This is a genomic window from Fusobacterium necrogenes, assembly GCF_900450765.1.
In the GTDB taxonomy this organism is placed as follows: domain Bacteria; phylum Fusobacteriota; class Fusobacteriia; order Fusobacteriales; family Fusobacteriaceae; genus Fusobacterium_A; species Fusobacterium_A necrogenes.
In genome coordinates this window covers 1,573,796-1,592,942 of record NZ_UGGU01000003.1, presented here as the reverse complement: position 1 = coordinate 1,592,942, position 19,147 = coordinate 1,573,796, and the positions used below count along the sequence as shown (strand labels likewise).

Sequence of the window (19,147 nt, the reverse complement as noted above, 5' to 3'; positions counted from 1 at the left end):
ATATAAAAGGAAAAAATTTGCTTTTAGTCATAACTACTTATATAGAGTTAACTATAGTAAATTTTTTCCTTTTTTTTATTTATGATTTTTAAATTATTTTATTTTTTAATAAAAATTATTCTTTTTCTATCTACTGTAAATTTATTAGTACAGCAGCTATTACAAATAATGAGCCAAAAAAGAATAAAATTGCTTGAAATTTTATTTGAAATCTAGCCCATACTAACCAATCTAATTTAGCTATTCCTAATATAGCAATTAATATTCCAGAAGTTGGTACTATTAAATTGGTAAAGCCATCTCCTAATTGGAAAGCTAATACAGCTACCTGTCTAGGCACACCTACTAAATCTGATAGAGGAGCCATTATAGGCATAGTAAGAGCTGCCTGTCCTGAGCCAGAGACAACAAAAAAATTAAATATTGATTGAAATATATACATGACCCAAGCACAAATTGCAGGAGGAAATCCGCTTAAACTTTCTGCTACCCAGTTAAGAACAGTATTTAAGACACTAGGTATTTCTGCATCTGCTCCTCCAAGGACAAGTACAATTCCTTTGGCCATTCCGACAACTAATGCAGCACCTATTAGATCCTCAGCACCTTTTCTAAACGAAGATGCTATATCATTTATTTTCATATTATCTAGCCTAAATATAACTCCAATAATACCAGCAATTACTCCCATAATTACAAATTGAGTAGCAATTTCAGGAAGAAAGTAACCAAATTTTATAACTCCATAGATTATCCAGACCATACCTAAAGCTATAGCTAGTAAAACTAATTTATGCCCAATTTCAAATTTCAGATCTTGATGGTCAGAAAAATTGAATTCATTTCTATAATAAGTATCTGATTCATAGGATATTGAAGATTGAGGATTAGCTTTCACTTTTTTAGCATATATCATTGTAAATGTAATACCTAAAGCAGTGAAGAATATCCACATGATTATTCTAAAACCTGCTGCAGATAAAACAGGAATTCCAGCTACTCCTTGTGCTATAGCAACGCTGAAAGGATTCATCCATGAAGTAGCAAATCCTATTTGAGTAGATATGTAAGTAATCATAATTCCAGTTATAGCATCATATCCCATTCCTATAACTATGGGGATAAGTATCATTGCAAATGGAATGGCCTCTTCACCCATTCCAAATACTGCACCTCCTAGTGAAAAAAAGAAAAATACTACTGGAAGTAAAAGATATTCAGAACCTTTAGTCTTTTTAATAAGATTAAATAATCCAGCTTCTACAGCTCTAGTTCTTAAAATTATTCCAAAAGCTCCACCAGTTATTATAATGAAAGCAATTACTCCAACTGCTGTTCCCCATTTGTCTCCACTTGTTATTCCTTCAAAAATATAATTAGATATTCCAACTTCACCACCAGGTTCAAAAAATTTTACTCCTTTTATTAATGGTTCTCCCTGATCATTTAACTCGTATGAAAAACTTCCGGCTATGGGAACAGTCCTTGTTTTTTCAACTCCTGTTTCAGTTGTATAAGTTATCTTCTCCATTTGGAATTTTCCAATAGGTACAGTATATGTTAATATTGCTGCAAAAATTACAACAAAAAATATTATAACATACGTATCTGGTATGTTGAATTTTTTTTTCATCCTTACCTCCTAATTAATTTTATATCTTAATTATTATACTTCAAATGCTGCATTTTATCAATAAGAAATTAATAATTGATTTCTATTTAAGATATAAAAATAGAAAAATTGTAAGGCTTATTTAAATATTTCGCCAGCTTCTAAATACCAAAGTAATAAATCTAAACTATCCATTGAAATATTTATAAAATGACAATATTTTTTCATTTTTTCTTCAATTTCTAAGTAAAGCTTTGGAGTTATATTTTTAGGAACTTCATCAATTACTTCTAATTTCACTAAATTTTTTAAGATATGTCTATCTAAAATAGATATTTCTTTCCCAAAACCTATATTTCTTAAAAAATGGCTAGCTTCTTTGAATGCCATTCCTTTTATATTTTTAACTATCCACTTTCTAGCTTCTTTCATATCCTCAAAGCTTGAAAAAAAATTTTTAGTTATGAATTCTCCTTTTTCATCTTTCATTTTTTCTCTAAGCTCTATTAGATATTTTGCTTTATTGTTTTTAAATCTTACAATATTAAGATATTCGACTATTTCTTCTTTTGAACCATTAAAAAGCAATCCATTATCTCTTAAGGTTGAGATAGCTTTCCAAGCATTTATAGCCTTAGATTGTGGTGTAAGTATACAAAAAGATAATTCTACATGAATATCTTTATTATCTCCATTCTCCCATACTTCTTTAAATTCTTTTAATCTTTTTTCTATATCATCTTTTTTTTCAAAATAGACTTTTTCTATATCATAGAAATACTTATTTTTTTTCAATTTTCCTCACCATTATATTTTCTTAATTCAAACCAGAAATTCACTATATTTTTATTTGACAGATATACACCATAATTACATTTATGATTTTCAAGGATACCAGCTACTATTGCTAAACCAAGTCCATGTCCTTCCTTTCCTATTGCACTATTAAGCCTAACAAAAGGATTCCATATAGTATCTAAGTCTTTTTCTTCTAAATTATTGCTTTCATTACTAACAGTAACTATACAGCTATCCTCTTTTTCCTCTACTTTAATATGAATAGGCGAATTACCAGTTTTATATTTAATAGCATTAGACACTAAGTTATCTAAGACTCTATCTATATATTTTTCATCACATAATATGAGAATATCATTTTTATTTTCATATATTATTTTATGTAATTTTGGGGAATATTTTCCTATTACATCTTTAATGAGACAAGATATAGTTACTTTTTCCATTTGCATCTTAAAGTATCCAGCTTCTATTTGTGAGATTAGTAGTAGTTCTTTTACTAAGCTATCCATTTTGTAACTTTCTTCAATTATAACATTACAATAGAAATCTCTATCCTCTTCAGTTGCTACATTTTCAAGTAAACCTTGTGCATATCCTTGAATTATAGCAACAGGAGTCTTCAGTTCATGACTTACACAAGCCACAAATTCCTTTCGTAATTTATCTAGGTTTTTCTCTTTTTCAATATCAGCTCTTAACTTTTTATTAAGTTCATTTAATTCAGCAATATTTTTTTCAAGAGTTTCTCCCATCTTATTGATAGCTTCTCCTAATTCTCCTATTTCATCTGTTCTATCAGATTCAAATTTTCTAGAAAAATCTAACATTGCTATTTTTTGTGTTATCTCTTTTATTTCAAGTATAGGATTTACCATAGCCTTGGAAAATACAAATGCAATCGATGAACCAATAACGAAAGATAGGATTATTAATTGTAGATGATATTTAGTTGATAAGTCTAATCCTTCTTGAATAAGACTCAAAGGAGTAATTATTTCAATATATCTATTTGATTTATATGGCATAAATAGAATTAGGACTTTGCCTCTATAATCGTCATAAGAAACAGTTTTAAAAATTGGCTCATCACCCTTAAAACTTTCCTTTATCTCATTTATTTCCTGTTCAGTGAGTTGTTTTTTTTGCAAGTACTTATCTACTTGTTCCCATTTTTTTATTAATATTTCAGCGTTGTTTTGAATTTCTAAATTTCTAAAATCAACTATATAATTAGGATCTGTTATAACCCTTCCCATTTGAATAAGCTTTTCTTTTTTGTTAGTTAGGTAAAATCTTTCAAGATAGACAGTATTAGTCAAAACAAACCCACCTATTATCATCAATACCATACATAGCATTAAGAGAAATAGTTTCCATCTTATTTTCATATATTACTCCTCAAATTTATAACCAAAACCTCTAACAGTCTGTACATAATTATCACCTATTTTTTTTCTTAATCTCTTAATGTGGGTGTCAACAGTTCTAGAATCTCCAAAATAATCCCAGCCCCATACAGAATTTAAAATTTTTTCTCTTGAGAGGGCAATTCCTTTATTTTCTACAAAAAAATATAATAAATCATATTCTTTAGGGGTTAAATCTAATATTTCATCTTTTAGTTTTACTTCTCTTTTTATTCCATCTATTGATAAATTACCAAATATTAATGGGCCTTTATCTACTATTTTTCCATCTCTTCTTAATAAAGCTTTAACCTTTGCTACTAGTAATTTAGGATTAAATGGTTTCACCATATATTCATCAGTTTCAAGTTCAAATCCAAAAAGCTGATCACTTTCATCTGCTCTAGCTGTAAGCATAATAATAGGTACTTGTGACTCCTCTCTTATTTTTCTACAAACACTCCAACCATCTATTTTTGGCAACATAATATCAAGGATTACAATATCATATGAATTAGAGAAAAATTTATCAAGTCCCTCTTCTCCATCTCCAGCTTCTTCTACCATGTATCCTTCTCTTATAAGATAATCTTTTATTAATTTTCTGATTTTCCACTCGTCATCTATTACTAAAATCTTTTTCATATCTGCCCTCCGTTATTTTATCATTTTATTAATCGTATATAAAAAATCATCTACAATCTTTTCTTCGAAACCAAGTTTTATGTCTCTCACTAAACAGTTCTTTATATGTCTTTCCAATATAACTTTAGACATACTGTCTAGTTCGTTTTTTATAATGGCTATCTCTTTTAAGATACTACTACAGCACTCATCTTTTTCTATACATTCTTTTATTTTCTCTATCTGCTTTTCTACTTTTCTTATTATATTATCGTTACTTTCTTGAGTTCTACTTCCATTTTTATCCATCAATTTACTTAAAGTTTCTATTAATTCTGAAGTTGCTTGTTTTTCAAAGCCAGATTTTATCTCTTCTACTACACAACTTCTTAAATGTGCTTCTAATACAACTTTAGCTATTCCATTAAGAGCAGATTTTACTGAGGAAACTTGATTTAATATCTCATCACACTTTACATGATTTAACATCATTTTTTCTATTCCTCTCAATTGTCCAGCTATTCTATTTATTCTTGAAATAAGATTTTTTCTAAAACTACTTTCATTAGATAAGCAATGTCTTTGAATCTCCATCTCTTTATTTTCCATTTTACCACCTTATACAATATGCTACATATATTATACATTAAAAAAAGGTATTGTTGCAAATTTAAAATAAAAAATTTGCTCAATACCTTTAACTTTTTAGATTATTTTTTGAATTTTTTTAATCTAAGTGCATTAGTTACAACAGAAACTGAACTCATTGCCATAGCTGCTCCAGCTATCATAGGATTTAATAGATGCCCAGTAAGAGGATATAATACACCAGCTGCCACTGGTATTCCTATTGTATTATAAATAAAAGCCCAGAATAGATTCTCTTTTATATTTTTTATTACTGCATGACTTAATTCCATAGCCACTAACACATTTTTTAAATTTTTCTTCATAAGAACTATATCAGCACTTTCCATAGCTATATCTGTTCCACCACCAATAGCTATACCTATGTTAGCTTGGACTAGAGCTGGAGAATCATTTATTCCATCTCCTACCATAGCTACATTTTTTCCTTGCTCTTGTAGTTCTTTTACCTTTAGATACTTCTCTTCTGGAGTTACTTCAGCAAAGATTATATCTATTCCCACTTGTTTTCCAATAGCTTGAGCTGTAAGTTTATTATCTCCAGTTATCATTCCAACATGGTAACCTCTTTTTTGTAACTCTTTTATTGTTTCAATAGCCTCATCTTTTAAAATATCTGCTACTGCTATTACTCCAGCAAGTTTACCATCTATTGCTAAATACATTGGTGTTTTACCTTGATTTGCTAATTCATCTAAGATTTTTTCATCTCCTAATTCTATACCAAACTCTTTCATAAGCTTAATATTTCCTATATATATTTTTTTCTCATCTATAACACCAGATACTCCCTTTCCTGTTATAGATTTAAAATCTTTAACTTTTGGAAATACTAATTTTCTTTCTTTCACAGCTTCCACAATAGCTTCTCCTAATGGATGTTCTGAATACTCCTCCAATGCTCCAGATATTTTTAAAATCTCATCTTCACTCATTTCATTAAAAACTATTATATCTGTAATCTTTGGCTTTCCAACAGTAAGTGTTCCAGTTTTATCAAAAACTATTGTGTCAACTTTATGAGCTTTTTCAAGAGCCTCTCCTGATTTAATAAGTACTCCTAATTCTGCTCCTCTTCCAGTTCCTACCATTATAGCCGTAGGTGTAGCAAGACCTAAAGAGCATGGACAAGCTATAACCATAACTGCTACAAATATGGTAAGAGCAAAGATAGATGGTGCTTCATGTATTTCAACTATTCCTCTGCTTCCTAAATAGTACCAAGTTATACCAGCTATTGTGGCTATAAGCATTACTACTGGAACAAAATAACCTGAAACCTTATCAGCTATCTTAGCAATTGGAGCCTTACTTCCTTGAGCATTTTCTACAAGTTTAATTATCTTAGATATAACTGTATCTTTTCCTATAGCTTCAGCTTTTATTTGTAAAGTTCCATTTTTATTGATACTTGCTCCAAAAACTTTATCTCCAATATTTTTTTCTACTGGAATACTCTCTCCTGTAAGCATAGATTCATCTACACTACTTTGGCCATCTACAACTACTCCATCTACAGGGATACTCTCTCCAGGCTTTACTAAAACTATCTCATTTAGCTCTACTTCCTCTATATCTACCTGTACAAATTTTCCATCTCTTACAAGAGTAGCTTTTTTACTTTTTAAATTCATAAGCTTTTTAATAGCTTCAGAAGTTTTTCCCTTACTTACATTTTCTAAATATTTTCCTAATAAGATGAGAGCTAATATTACTACTCCAGACTCATAGTAGAGTGCATGAGCATAGTGAATATCTCCTTGATAAATTTTATATGTACCATACAAACTATACAGTATAGCTGATCCTGTACCAGTAGCTATCAATGAATCCATACTGGGACTTCTCATAATAAGTTGCTTTATTCCCACTCTATAAAATCTTCTACCTATATAGATTACAGGTATTGCTAATACTAGTTGAATCAAAGCAAAATTCAAAGGATTATTATCAGGAGAGATTATATTAGGAACAGGAAGCCCTACCATTGTTCCCATAGATATATAGAAAACAATTGCTGAGAAAAATATTGCCAACTTAAACTCTAAAAACTCTCTTTTAAGAATCTTTTCATTTTCTAAAGCTCTGCTATCTTCTTCTAACTCTTCATGTTTCTTACCATCATATCCAAGTTTTTTTATAACCTCTAGTATTTCAGAAAGTTTTATCTTTTCAGAATCATAGATTACTTTTCCTCTACTATTAGCTAGATTAACAACAACTTCATTTACTCCCTCTAACTTTCCTACTTTTTTCTCTATCTTATTTACACATACTTGGCAAGTAATTCCAGAGATATCTAGTTCTACTTCTTTATAATCATTTATCTCTTCTATCTCATATCCAAGTTTTTTTACAACCTCTTTTATCTTTTCACTCTCTAATACTTTTTCATCATAATCTACAATAAGTTTTTCATTAGAAAAATTTACAACAGCTTCATTTACTCCTTCTAATTTAGAGAGCTTCTTCTCTATCTTATTTACACATACTTGGCAAGTAACCCCACCAAGTTGATAATTTTTTTTAGTCATTAGATTACCTCATATCCTGCATCATCTAAAGCTTCAACTATTATACTCATATCAAAATCTTCAGCTATTTCCACAGTAGCTTCTCCAATTTTTACCTCTAATATCTTTACTCCAGATACATTCTCTAAAGCATTAGTTACACTTTTTACACAGTGTTGACAACCCATACCATCTATTTTTATTACTTTTTTCATAATTATTACCTCCACTTAAATTAAATATAGGGGTACCCCCCTATACCTATAATACTATTTTTTACTTTTTTTGTCAATATTTTATTTCATATTTTTTAAGTCTTCTATAAAATCTTTTACATCTTCCTCTTTTGTAGCCCAAGAAGTTACTAATCTAATTGCTGAAGTTTCTTCATCTATTTTTTCCCAAAATTCATATCTATATTTTTTCCCAATCTCATCTATTATTCTATTAGGAAGTATAAAGAATTGTTGATTAGTATATGAATCTGCTTTCAATTTATATCCAGCCTCTAATACTCCTTTTTTTAACATAGCTGCCATCTCATTTGAATGTTTTCCTACTTGATAGTATCTATCTCCTTGGAATAACTCTGCAAATTGTATTCCTAACAATCTTCCTTTTGCTAAAGTAGCTCCCTTTTGTTTTGTACTACAGAAAAATCCTCCTGCTAACTCTTTATTTGTAATTACCAATGCCTCTCCAAATAAAAGTCCACATTTAGTTCCTCCTATATAGAAAGCATCACAATATTTAGGATAGTCAGTAAGTTCTATATCATTTTTTTCAGAAGCTAATGCTGACGCCATTCTTGCTCCATCAAGGTATAGATACATACCTACCTCTTTACAATAATTAGAGATGTTTATTAATTCCTCTTTTGTATAAAGAGTTCCTAATTCTGTTGGATTAGATATATATACCATCTTAGGTTTTACCATATGAAAATCATTTTTATGAATATCATAAGCTTTTTTTATCATATCTAAGTTTATTTTTCCATCTCCATTAGTTGCCAACTCTATTACTTTATGTCCAGTAGCTTCTATTGCACCAGCTTCATGTACACTGATATGTCCTGTATCTGCTGCTATTACTGCTTCATATGGACGTAAAATATGAGAAATTGTAAGAAGATTTGTTTGTGTTCCTCCTACTAAAAGACGTACATAGCAATCTTTAAAATTTATAGCCTTTTTTATAGTTTCTATACCCTTAGTTGTGTATTCATCCTCTCCATATCCAACTGTTTGTTCTAAGTTAGTTTTTAAAAGAGCCTCCATTATAACTGGTAATGCTCCCTCACTATAGTCATTTTTAAAACTTACCATTTTTTTACCTCCAATTTAACATAGTTTTTTATATTACAATTATTGCCATATAAATGTACTAATTTATGCCTAATTTTGATTTTATAAAAAAGTTGTTACATTTCATGTAACAACTTTTTTATTTACTTATTTATTATTTTAGCCAATATCCCATTTACAAATTCAGAAGTTTTTTCATCTCCGTAGAGTTTTGCAAGCTCTACAACTTCATTTACAACTATTTCATGTGGTGTAGTTTCACATAAAAGCTCATAGACAGAACATTTTAATAGAGATTTTTCTACATTTCCAATTCTTTCAAAACTCCAACCAGTGATATTATCATTGATAGTTTTTAATATTCTATCATTATTTATGGCCATTCCATTCATATATTTTTTTATAAACTTTAATTCGTTTTCATTAGTTAAAGCTTCATCTCGTTTTAAATAATTTTCTAGTGTTTCTTTTGTATTTTCCTCTTTTAATTCACTTTCAAAAACTAATTTAAATAGTTCTTCTCTTGCTACTTTTCTACTCATTATTTTCCTTTCTTACTCTTCATTTAATTTTTCAGATAATATATTTTTTATTTTTTTTATTTTTTTAACAAGCATAGGACTTCCAAAGCAATATCCTATAAATGTAACTAGTAATATAAATATTGTTTCGAAAATTCCAACTGTTACTAATAGGACTGCCATTATAAATCCTATGAAAGCATAAAGATATCTTTTTCTATTGTAGATAAGATTTGCTAAAACTTCTTCTAACATAAATTTTCACCTCTACTCTTCAAATTGACTATCAGTATCTTTTACAGCTAGCTTAGATATTTTTACTTCAATAGTTCCTACTTCTAATCCCATTTTATCAGCTAGTTTACTTTTTATTTCATTTTGTATTGAAGAAGATTTACCAGATATATTGCCGTTAGAAAGCATATCTAATCTCACTTTTATATTAAATTTTCTTCCCTTTTTAGAAGTTTCTACTCTTATATTAGAAATTTCCTTATCTTTAGTTAAAAGCTCCCTTATAAAGCTAGTAACAGATGATGATGAAATATATACTATTCCATCTTCAGTTTTAATTTCATAATCTTTATTTTTTTCAAATAAAGATAAAAATTTTAATATTGAGACTATAAAGTATATTATAGATATGATGAGAACTATTATATCATAGCTTAAAGTTCCTATATAGGTATTAAATTGTACTAAATATTTTGGAATAACTACATATACTATTCCTGTTATAGAAAGTAAAAATATTCCTATCCATGCAAAGAAGAAAATAATTTTTTTTATCATAAATACCTCCTGTAATAAAAGATTAGAGGTGCTTTTAAACACCTCTAGGGAGTTACACCTCTAAATCTTCCTCTTCTTCAGAAGTCTCTTCAGCCTTAATTTTCACATCTTGAACATATACATTTACTTCTACTACTTTTAAACCACTTAGTTCTGATACAGCTTGTAGAACTGATTTTTGTACATCATGAGCAACTTCAGAGATGAGATATCCATATTCAATAACAATAAATATTTCAATACTACATTCTTTTTCTCCTACTTCTACTTTTACTCCATTTGTAGGTCTTTTTTTACCTAAGATTTTACTAACTTCATCAGCAACTCCTCCTGCTAACTTATAAACGCCTTCAACATCAGAAGCTGCTTTAGCTGCTATAGTTTTTACTACGTCATCCGATATTCTAATATTTCCTAATTCGCTCATTTGTAACACCTCCGTGTAATCTTCTATTTATATTATACTTAATTTTTTTACAAAAAACCACTACTTATAAAATTATTTTTTTGAAAAATTTTCTTCTATAAAATTTGTTGAAGTTTTTCCAGTCAAATAAAGTTCATTATCTAATACTTCTAAATGAAAAGGTATAGTTGTATCTATTCCTTCAATTATATACTCTTTTAAAGCTCTTTTCATTTTAGCAATAGCCTCTTCTCTATTAATACCAAAAGTGATTAATTTTCCTATCATAGAGTCGTAGTATGGGCTTATTTCATATCCTTGGTATGAGTGAGAATCAACTCTTACTCCATTTCCACCAGGAACTATATACTTTGTAAGCACTCCTGGTGATGGTAAAAAGTTATTATTAGGGTCCTCAGCATTTATTCTACATTCTATTGCATGTCCAAAAAGTTGGATGTCATCTTGTGTAATATTTAACTTCGCACCATAAGCTATTTGAATTTGTAGTTTTATAATATCAAGTCCTGTTACCATTTCAGTTACAGTATGTTCAACTTGAACTCTTGTATTCATCTCCATAAAATAAAACTTATTATCTTTATCTACTAGAAACTCTAATGTTCCAGCAGAGTCATAATTTATAGCTTTAGCTAGTGTAACTGCTGCTTCTCCCATAGCTTTTCTTACTTCAAAAGGTAATGAAAATGAGGGAGCTTCTTCTATAAGTTTTTGATGTCTTCTTTGAATAGAGCAGTCTCTTTCACCTAAATAGATAACATTTCCATGCTTATCTCCTAAAATTTGTATCTCTATATGTCTAGGATTTTCTACAAATTTTTCTATATAGACATCTGGGTTCCCAAAAGCTGCTCCAGCTTCTGTTTGAGCTGCGATTATATTTAATTCTAGTTCTTCATCGTTTCTGGCAATTCTCATACCCTTTCCACCACCACCAGCTGTGGCTTTTATCATTACTGGATATTTGATTCTTTCATTTACTTCTTTTTTAGCTTCTGATATACTTCTTACTATTCCAGTTCCATTAGTGAGAGGAACATTATTAGCTATTGCGGTTGCTCTAGCTGTTGCTTTATCTCCCATTTTTGTTATACATTCAGGTCTAGGACCTATAAACGTAATATTATGTTCCTCACATATTGACGCAAACTTAGCATTTTCTGATAAAAATCCATATCCTGGATGTATAGCATCTGCTCCTGTTATTTCAGCTGCTGCGATTATATTAGGAACTTTTAAATAAGACTCTGTACTAGATACTCCACCTATACATACAGCTTCATCTGCAAGCTTTACATGCAGACTTTCCTTATCAGCTTCAGAATATACAGCAACAGTTTTTATTCCTAGTTCTCTCGCTGCTCTTACTATTCTTACAGCAATCTCTCCTCTATTTGCAATAAGTATCTTTTTAAACATATTTTTCCTCCTGATAATCCAAGAATTATGACTATGAAATTTTAACTTTTATTAATGGTCTTCCATAATCTACTGGCTTACCATTTTCTATATATATATCTTCTATTTTACCTGAAAATTTAGCTACTACAGGTAGAGCTACTCCAACAGCAACAACATTTCCAAGTTCTTGACCTTTTTCTATTTTTTGACCTATTTTTACTATGGGTGTTCCATCTTTTTTTAGATAGATATATCTTCCTATGTGTTCAGATACTATATCTTTAGATGTTTCTGCTAGTTTTTCAAAACTTTCTTTTTTAGATTCGGTTTTTTTTGGAACTAAAGGTTCATTTGTAGTCATAAGAGAACCTTTTATATTTATTTTTATTTCAGATGTTTCATACGATATCTCAGTTAGTTTTTTTTCTTGAAGAATTTTCATTAATTCTTCAATAGTGTTTATATCACTTTTCATAAAATCCTCCTTGTACAATATTTATATATTTTACCACTAACTTGTCTATATTTCAATAAAAATTACTACTGTTATTTTATAGTTGCCCTCTCTTCTCCCATCAATTCTACTATTTCATCAAGAAAAATCTTATCTGGAGTTATACTATATTTACTTTTCTTTACCTCTTTATGATTTTTATCTTTAATAGCAAAGAAAACAGGAGTTTCTCCTACTGATTTATTTAAAATCTCCTTAAGTCTACTAAATTTTTCTCTATCCTCTTCTATCATTAAAATATACAATTTTAAATTTTTTTCTCTAACTATATCATCTAAAAACTTTAATTTTCTAACTATAAGTTTCTTATTCTCAGTTCCTTTAAAATAATCTATCTGTATGCTTCCTTCAATATACACAGGTTTTCCTTCTAAAAGTATATGAGTATATCTCTCATAATCTTTAGGAAAAAGAACACAAGAAATCTTGTTATAATAATCTTCTAACTCAAAAACTCCCATTATCTGTCCAGAATTTTTAGTTACTATTTTTTTTACATCTCTTAATATTCCATAAGTTTTTAAAATCTGTGTAGTCTTTTCCTCTTTTATTTCATTGATAGAAGATAATCTAAATACTTTTATAAGTCTTCTATAACTATCTAATGGATGTGCACTAAAATAAAATCCTAAATACTCTTTTTCCTTAGATAATAACTCATCCAAAGAGTATTCTGTTACTTGAGGTAGTGTAAATACTCCTAAAGAAGATTTAGCTTCACCAAAAAGATTCATCTGCTGTATATCATCTTCCTTTAATTTTCTGTTAGCATAATCGATTATCTTATCTACTGATTCAAATTTTTGTCTTCTATTTCCAGGAAGTCCATCTAAAGCTCCAGCTAAAATTAAAGACTCCAATGCTTTTTTATTAAGTCCATATTTTTTAGTTCTCACTACAAAATTTTCTAAATTTTTATATTCTCCATTTTCATTATATTCTTCAAGTATTTTTTCAGACACTCCCTCTCCTACATTTTTTATAGCTGCTAAGGAAAATATAATTCCAGTTTTATCTACAATAAATTTAGAAGTGGCTCTATTGACATCTGGAAGATGTAATTTCAAATTATGCACTTTAGCATCATCTACATAGTAAGCTATATCTTCAATATGTGCCATCTCTGATGTCATAAGTGCTGCATAATAATGCTTCATATAATGAGCTTTAAAATAAGCTGTCCAATAAGCTATAAGAGCATAGGCTGCTGAGTGAGATTTATTAAATCCATATCCAGCAAATTTATCTATAAGTTCAAACATCTCCTGTGCTTTCTCTTCACTATAACCATTTTCTATTGAACGAGTAATAAATTTCTCTCTATTCTCCTCCATTATTTGAACATTCTTTTTCCCCATAGCTCTTCTTAATAAATCTGCTTCTCCTAAAGAGTATCCAGCCATTATATTAGCTATCTTCATTACCTGCTCTTGATATAAAATTACCCCATAAGTTTCCTTCAATGTTTGCTCTAATGATGGATGTGGATATTTTATCTCAGTTGTTCCATTCTTACCATTGATAAAGTCATCTACCATTCCAGAGCCAAGAGGTCCAGGTCTATATAGAGCTAAAAGTGCAATGATATCTTCAAATTTATCAGGTTTTAATTTTACTAATATTTTTCTAATACCCACTGACTCCATCTGGAATACTCCAGATGTATCCCCTCTAGAAAGCAATTCATATACTTTTTTAGAATTTAGTGGAATATCCTCTAATCTAATCTCTTCTCCTAAGTCCTCTTTTATATAATCAATAGTTCTCTGTAAGTTAGTAAGATTTCTAAGCCCTAAAAAGTCCATCTTTAAAAGTCCTAAATCTTCTAGCTCTTTCATTTGATATTGAGTAGAAACTACTTTATTTTTCGTATCACAATAAAGTGGCACTGTATCAGTAAGTGGGTCCTTTGTAATTACTATCCCTGCTGCATGTACAGAGGCATGTCTTACTTTATTCTCTATCTTAGCTGAAATATCTATAACTTTTTGTATCTCTCTATCTTCTAAATACTGTTTTCTAAACTCCTCTACTCCCTCTAAAGTCTGCTTTATAGTAGCATTAAAAGGGACTAATTTCGCCACTGCATCTATTTTGCTAAGTGGAGTATTAAGTACTCTTCCTACATCACGAATAGCTGCTCTAGCTTTCATTGTTCCAAAGGTAATAATTTGTGCAACCTTATCAGCTCCATATTTTTCTATAACATAATCTATTACCTCTTGACGTCTTTCTTGGCAAATATCTATATCTATATCTGGCATAGATATTCTCTCTGGATTTAAAAATCTTTCAAAAATTAGATTATATTTTAATGGGTCTAGTTGAGTTATTCCCAAAGCATAAGCTATCAAACTTCCAGCAGCAGAACCTCTCCCTGGTCCTATTGGAATATTTTTTCTTCTGGCAAAATCTATAAAATCCCACACTACTACGAAATATCCAGCATATCCCATCTTCTCTATTATTCCAAGCTCATACTCCACTCTTTCTACTATACTTTTAGTAAGTCCATGAGAATATCTCTTAGATAATCCTAAATATACTAACTTTCTTAAAAAAGCTTCAATAGTTTTTACACAAGTAGGTATCTTATAATCTGGAAATTTAAAATGTCCAAATTCTATATCTACATTACATCTCTCTGCTATAACAATAGTATTATCTACTGCCTCTATATATTTCTCTCCAAGTTGCCCTAATACCTGCTCTCTACTTTTTAAAAATAACTCTTCAGTTTCTATTCTCATTCTCTTTTCATCAGAAAGTTTAGCTCCTGTTTGTACACAAATCAAAATATCTTGAAGTGTATGTTCTCCTTCATTTACATAGTGAGTATCATTAGTAGCTACCAATTTTAAATTATTTTGCTTAGCTATTTCATAAAGTTTTTCATTTAATTCAAATTGCTCTTTTATTCCATTCGCTTGTACTTCTATGAAGAAATTCTCTCTTCCAAAAATATCTACATACTCATCTATTGCATTAGATATTTTAACTTCACTTTCCATATCTAAAATTCTTCTAGATATCTCCCCCTGCATACAAGCTGAAAGGGCTATCAATCCTTCACTATGTTCTTTTAAAAATACTTTATCTACTCTTGGTTTATAGTAAAATCCTCTAATAAAACTCTCTGAACTTATCTTTAAAAGATTTTTATACCCTTCATTATCTCTTGCTAAAAGGATTAAATGAAAGTTTCTCCCCTCTTTATCTTCCATTCCTCTTTCACAAACATAGGCTTCCATTCCTATTATTGGCTTTATCCCTTTTTTCCTTGCTTTTTTATAAAATTCTAAGGCTCCAAAAAGATTTCCATGGTCAGTAATCGCTATAGCTTGCATTCCTAACTCTTTGGCTCTATCTAAATAATCATCTATCTTTCCTACTCCATCAAGGAGGCTATATTCAGTGTGTAAATGTAGATGTACAAAGTTTTTTATCATAATTTCTCCTCCTTTTTTCTTTTAATTATACCATAAAACCTCTCTTTACTCTTGATTTTTTTATCTTCTTATGTTAAAATGAGAAAATTTTTTAAGGAGGTTTTTTATGTTACCTAAAGGAATTATTATTGATTGTTGTTGTGTTCTCATTGGAATAAATATTGGAAGTATGATTAAAAATCATATCCCAACTCACATTAAATATTCAATGAATATTATTTTTGGTATAGCTGCCATTCTAATTGGTATTGTTTCTATGATTAAACTTAACTCTTTACCTGCTGTTATCTTAGCTCTTATTTTAGGAGCTTTACTTGGAGAAATTTTATCCTTAGATAAAAAAATTCGAAATTTTTTCCAAAATATTTTAAATAAGTTAAATTTTGATATTCCTGGAGATAAAGAGGCTTATATGCATTTTTATTTACTTGTTACAGTTACTCTTTGTGCTAGTGGAACTAATATATTTGGAGCTATTAACGAAGGAATAACTGGAGATATGACTATTTTACTTTCTAAAGCTGTTATGGATATTTTTGCCTCTGTTATCTTTGCTGCTACTTTAGGTTATCCTATGAATTTAATTGTTATTCCTCAATTTATTATCCTTACAATCATTTTTTATCTTTCACAATTTATAATTCCTTTTATTTCTCCTGATATGATGAAAGATTTTATTGCAGTGGGAGGAATTCTTACTTTTGTCTTAGGACTTAGTATTGCACAAATTAAACATATAAGTGCTATTAATCTACTTCCAGCTCTTATTCTTATTTGGCCTTGTTCAAAATTATTTAGTTTAATAATTTAAATAAAAAAGGAAAATCTATTTAGATTACTATCTAAGTATATTTTCCTTTAATTTTTTATATCTCCAAATACATGATTCTACTAAAATTTTCAAATCCTAATCCTTCATAAAATAGTATTGCACTTTCATTAAATTCATATACATTAACTTCTATCCTATTAATTCCTTTTTCTTTAGTCCAATCTAGAATAGTATCAAATAACATATTACCTATTCCCATTCCTCTATATTCCTTTTTGACTATTATGGTATCTAAAACTATCCACTCTCTATCTATTTTTAAAGGGTATGGAGTATTTTTCTTTTTTATTACTTCTGCTAATCCTAATAATTGACCTTCGCTCTCAGCTACAAATATCTCACTATTTTCATCTCTACACATATTTTCTATATGCTCTAAAGATCTTCCTATGACCTTTGCTTTTTTAAAAATATGTGGTAAATTAATTCTGTGGTATTTATCTAACTCTTCAAAAAGTAAATTCATTTTTTCAAAATCCTTTATTTTAGCCTCTCTTATTAATATATTCAAGATTTATTCCTCCATTTTTAAGTATTTCATTTATTAAAAATTCTATTATTGAAAGAGAAAATTATAAATAGTATTGTACAAATAAATAGTAAACCTTGATACCATAATAATGGAATGATATCTAATGGAGAAACTTTACCAGCTGTGAATCCTAAGAGAATTAACATTTGAGCTCCGTAGGGAATAAAGCCTTGAAAAATGCAAGAAAAAATATCTAATATAGCTGCACTTTCTCTTAGATCAACATTGTATTTTTCAGAAATTTTTTTAGCAATTGGACCATTAATTATAATAGCAACTGTATTATTAGCAACAGCTATATCAGTTAAAGCTACTAAGGTGCCTATTCCTATTTTTGCACTTTTAGGTCCAACTATAAATTTTTGAATTTGATCAATAAGCCATTGAATTCCACCAGCCTTAGTAGTCATTGTAGCAAGTCCACCTGTAAGTAGCGAGAGTAAGAAAATTTCATTCATACTTGTGAACCCATTGTAAATCTCTTTAGAAAAAGTTAAAAATGAAAAATCTCCATAAACAAATCCTATAATTCCCGATAAAATAATACCTGATGTCAACACTATAAAAACATTTATACCAATAATGGCCAATAGAAGTACAATTACATAAGGAAGAATCTTTAAAAAATTGTATGGAAGGATTTCTATATTAGGAATACTTTCCGGACGCCCAAAAATAAGAAGTAAAATGATAGTTATTATAGCAGAAGGGGCAGCTATATATAAATTAACTCTAAATTTATCTTTCATTTCAACTCCTTGAGTTTTTGTAGCGGCAATAGTTGTATCCGATATAATAGAAAGATTATCACCAAACATGGAACCACCCAAAACAGTAGCTAATATAAGTGGCATAGAAACACCACTTTTTTCAGAGAGACCTATCGCTATAGGAGTAATAGCAACGATAGAACCAACTGATGTGCCAGTAGCTGTTGAAATAAATGCAGATATAATAAATAATCCAGCAGCTATATAGTGAGAAGATACATGAGTAAGGCCGAAATGTACGGTTGCATCTACTCCTCCCATTGTTTTAGTAACAGTAGCAAAAGCTCCAGCTAAAAGATATATTATGCACATTGTAATAATATCTTGATGTCCACATCCTTGAAGGAAATTACTAAATTTTTCATTTATAGTTCCTTTAAATATTGTGAATGCTGATATTAACCCAATAAAGATAGCAATTGGAGAGGGTAATTGATAGAAAGCCATTTCTATCTTTTGAAAATGTAGGAAGATTCCCGTTCCTAAATAGATAATGACAAAAATTAATAAAGGTATTAACCCAAGAAAGCTGGATTTTTTGTTTTCCATATTTTCCTCCTGATAAATTGAAAATAATTTTACATAATAAGTGTACTTTGTTTATTAATAAAAAGCAAGTAAAGATTTTTTAATCATTTGATTAGTAAAGAAATAATTAAAAGTTTTTGTTGTATATATAGGAGTTATCTTAGAAAAATAAAAGAATATATTGAAGAATTATATTAAAAAATAATAGTTGACAAATTTATTGAATAAGATTATACTTGAACTATAATAATAAATATTTAATCTTCAGGGCAGGGTGAGTGAAAGCAATTCCCGACCGGTGGTTATAGTCCACGAGAGTTTCTTTGAAATTCTGATTTGGTGAGATTCCAAAACCGACAGTATAGTCTGGATGGAAGAAGAAAAGATATCTTTAATAAGGAATCTTATACTTTTTTACATGCCCAGAATAAGTCTGGGTTTTTTATTTGTCCTGAGAAATCAAGGAGGAA

At 29.2% G+C, this 19,147-nt stretch carries 18 protein-coding genes and 1 riboswitch; of the genes, 1 reads left to right on the top strand and 17 read right to left on the bottom strand.

Annotated features, from left to right (window positions below; all coding sequences use genetic code 11):
* Nucleotides 1-130: 130 nt before the first annotated feature.
* The 15 genes from yfcC to DYA59_RS07405 all read right to left on the bottom strand — a co-directional run bounded on the left by yfcC (nt 131) and on the right by DYA59_RS07405 (nt 16,015).
* Nucleotides 131-1,633 carry a putative basic amino acid antiporter YfcC gene (yfcC, locus tag DYA59_RS07475; RefSeq protein ID WP_115270893.1) on the bottom strand — a complete coding sequence of 501 codons (1,503 nt, stop codon included), beginning with the start codon at nt 1,631-1,633 and terminating at the stop codon, nt 131-133.
* Between the two features lie 117 nt (nt 1,634-1,750).
* A complete protein-coding gene (locus DYA59_RS07470) occupies nt 1,751-2,407 on the bottom strand; it encodes an N-glycosylase/DNA lyase (protein ID WP_115270891.1) in 657 nt (218 codons plus the stop codon).
* Nucleotides 2,404-3,801 carry a sensor histidine kinase gene (locus tag DYA59_RS07465; RefSeq protein ID WP_115270889.1) on the bottom strand — a complete coding sequence of 466 codons (1,398 nt, stop codon included), beginning with the start codon at nt 3,799-3,801 and terminating at the stop codon, nt 2,404-2,406. The genes DYA59_RS07470 and DYA59_RS07465 overlap by 4 nt, the downstream gene beginning before the upstream one ends.
* A 3-nt stretch (nt 3,802-3,804) precedes the next feature.
* Nucleotides 3,805-4,464, bottom strand: coding sequence for a response regulator transcription factor (locus tag DYA59_RS07460; RefSeq protein WP_115270887.1), 660 nt, complete (start codon nt 4,462-4,464; stop codon nt 3,805-3,807).
* 12 nt (nt 4,465-4,476) lie between these two features.
* Nucleotides 4,477-5,052 carry a metal-sensing transcriptional repressor gene (locus DYA59_RS07455; protein WP_115270885.1) on the bottom strand — a complete coding sequence of 192 codons (576 nt, stop codon included), beginning with the start codon at nt 5,050-5,052 and terminating at the stop codon, nt 4,477-4,479.
* Nucleotides 5,053-5,153: 101 nt separating this feature from the next.
* Nucleotides 5,154-7,625 carry a heavy metal translocating P-type ATPase gene (locus DYA59_RS07450; RefSeq protein ID WP_115270883.1) on the bottom strand — a complete coding sequence of 824 codons (2,472 nt, stop codon included), beginning with the start codon at nt 7,623-7,625 and terminating at the stop codon, nt 5,154-5,156.
* Entirely contained in the window at nt 7,625-7,819 is a 195-nt protein-coding gene (locus DYA59_RS07445; RefSeq protein WP_115270881.1) for a heavy-metal-associated domain-containing protein, read from the bottom strand. Before DYA59_RS07445 ends, DYA59_RS07450 begins: the two co-directional genes overlap by 1 nt.
* Before the next feature lie 81 nt (nt 7,820-7,900).
* Nucleotides 7,901-8,932, bottom strand: coding sequence for a threonine aldolase family protein (locus DYA59_RS07440; RefSeq protein ID WP_115270879.1), 1,032 nt, complete (start codon nt 8,930-8,932; stop codon nt 7,901-7,903).
* Between the two features lie 122 nt (nt 8,933-9,054).
* Nucleotides 9,055-9,453 carry a transcription antitermination factor NusB gene (gene nusB / locus DYA59_RS07435; RefSeq protein ID WP_115270877.1) on the bottom strand — a complete coding sequence of 133 codons (399 nt, stop codon included), beginning with the start codon at nt 9,451-9,453 and terminating at the stop codon, nt 9,055-9,057.
* A gap of 12 nt (nt 9,454-9,465) precedes the next feature.
* Entirely contained in the window at nt 9,466-9,687 is a 222-nt protein-coding gene (locus DYA59_RS07430) for a DUF2273 domain-containing protein (protein ID WP_115270875.1), read from the bottom strand.
* A gap of 12 nt (nt 9,688-9,699) precedes the next feature.
* A complete protein-coding gene (gene amaP, locus DYA59_RS07425; protein ID WP_115270873.1) occupies nt 9,700-10,224 on the bottom strand; it encodes an alkaline shock response membrane anchor protein AmaP in 525 nt (174 codons plus the stop codon).
* Nucleotides 10,225-10,276: 52 nt separating this feature from the next.
* Nucleotides 10,277-10,651, bottom strand: coding sequence for an Asp23/Gls24 family envelope stress response protein (locus DYA59_RS07420; protein ID WP_115270871.1), 375 nt, complete (start codon nt 10,649-10,651; stop codon nt 10,277-10,279).
* A gap of 72 nt (nt 10,652-10,723) precedes the next feature.
* Nucleotides 10,724-12,070, bottom strand: a complete 1,347-nt coding sequence (gene accC / locus DYA59_RS07415; RefSeq protein ID WP_115270869.1) for an acetyl-CoA carboxylase biotin carboxylase subunit — start codon at nt 12,068-12,070, stop codon at nt 10,724-10,726.
* A gap of 31 nt (nt 12,071-12,101) precedes the next feature.
* The gene (locus DYA59_RS07410; RefSeq protein ID WP_115270867.1) at nt 12,102-12,527 is read right to left on the bottom strand and encodes an acetyl-CoA carboxylase biotin carboxyl carrier protein; all 426 of its coding nucleotides are present in this window, start codon (nt 12,525-12,527) and stop codon (nt 12,102-12,104) included.
* Between the two features lie 71 nt (nt 12,528-12,598).
* A complete protein-coding gene (locus tag DYA59_RS07405; RefSeq protein WP_115270865.1) occupies nt 12,599-16,015 on the bottom strand; it encodes a DNA polymerase III subunit alpha in 3,417 nt (1,138 codons plus the stop codon).
* A 106-nt stretch (nt 16,016-16,121) separates the two neighbouring features.
* On the opposite strand from DYA59_RS07405, the gene DYA59_RS07400 reads away from it, so the two are divergent.
* The gene (locus DYA59_RS07400; protein WP_115270863.1) at nt 16,122-16,826 is read left to right on the top strand and encodes a DUF554 domain-containing protein; all 705 of its coding nucleotides are present in this window, start codon (nt 16,122-16,124) and stop codon (nt 16,824-16,826) included.
* A 55-nt stretch (nt 16,827-16,881) separates the two neighbouring features.
* On the opposite strand, the gene DYA59_RS07395 is transcribed toward DYA59_RS07400, so the two are convergent.
* Nucleotides 16,882-17,358 (bottom strand): GNAT family N-acetyltransferase, encoded by a 477-nt coding sequence (locus DYA59_RS07395; RefSeq protein WP_115270861.1) that lies wholly within the window; start codon nt 17,356-17,358, stop codon nt 16,882-16,884.
* A 26-nt stretch (nt 17,359-17,384) separates the two neighbouring features.
* The gene (locus DYA59_RS07390; RefSeq protein WP_115270859.1) at nt 17,385-18,698 is read right to left on the bottom strand and encodes a Na+/H+ antiporter NhaC family protein; all 1,314 of its coding nucleotides are present in this window, start codon (nt 18,696-18,698) and stop codon (nt 17,385-17,387) included.
* A 235-nt stretch (nt 18,699-18,933) separates the two neighbouring features.
* Nucleotides 18,934-19,063, top strand: a riboswitch (FMN riboswitch).
* Nucleotides 19,064-19,147: the final 84 nt, after the last annotated feature.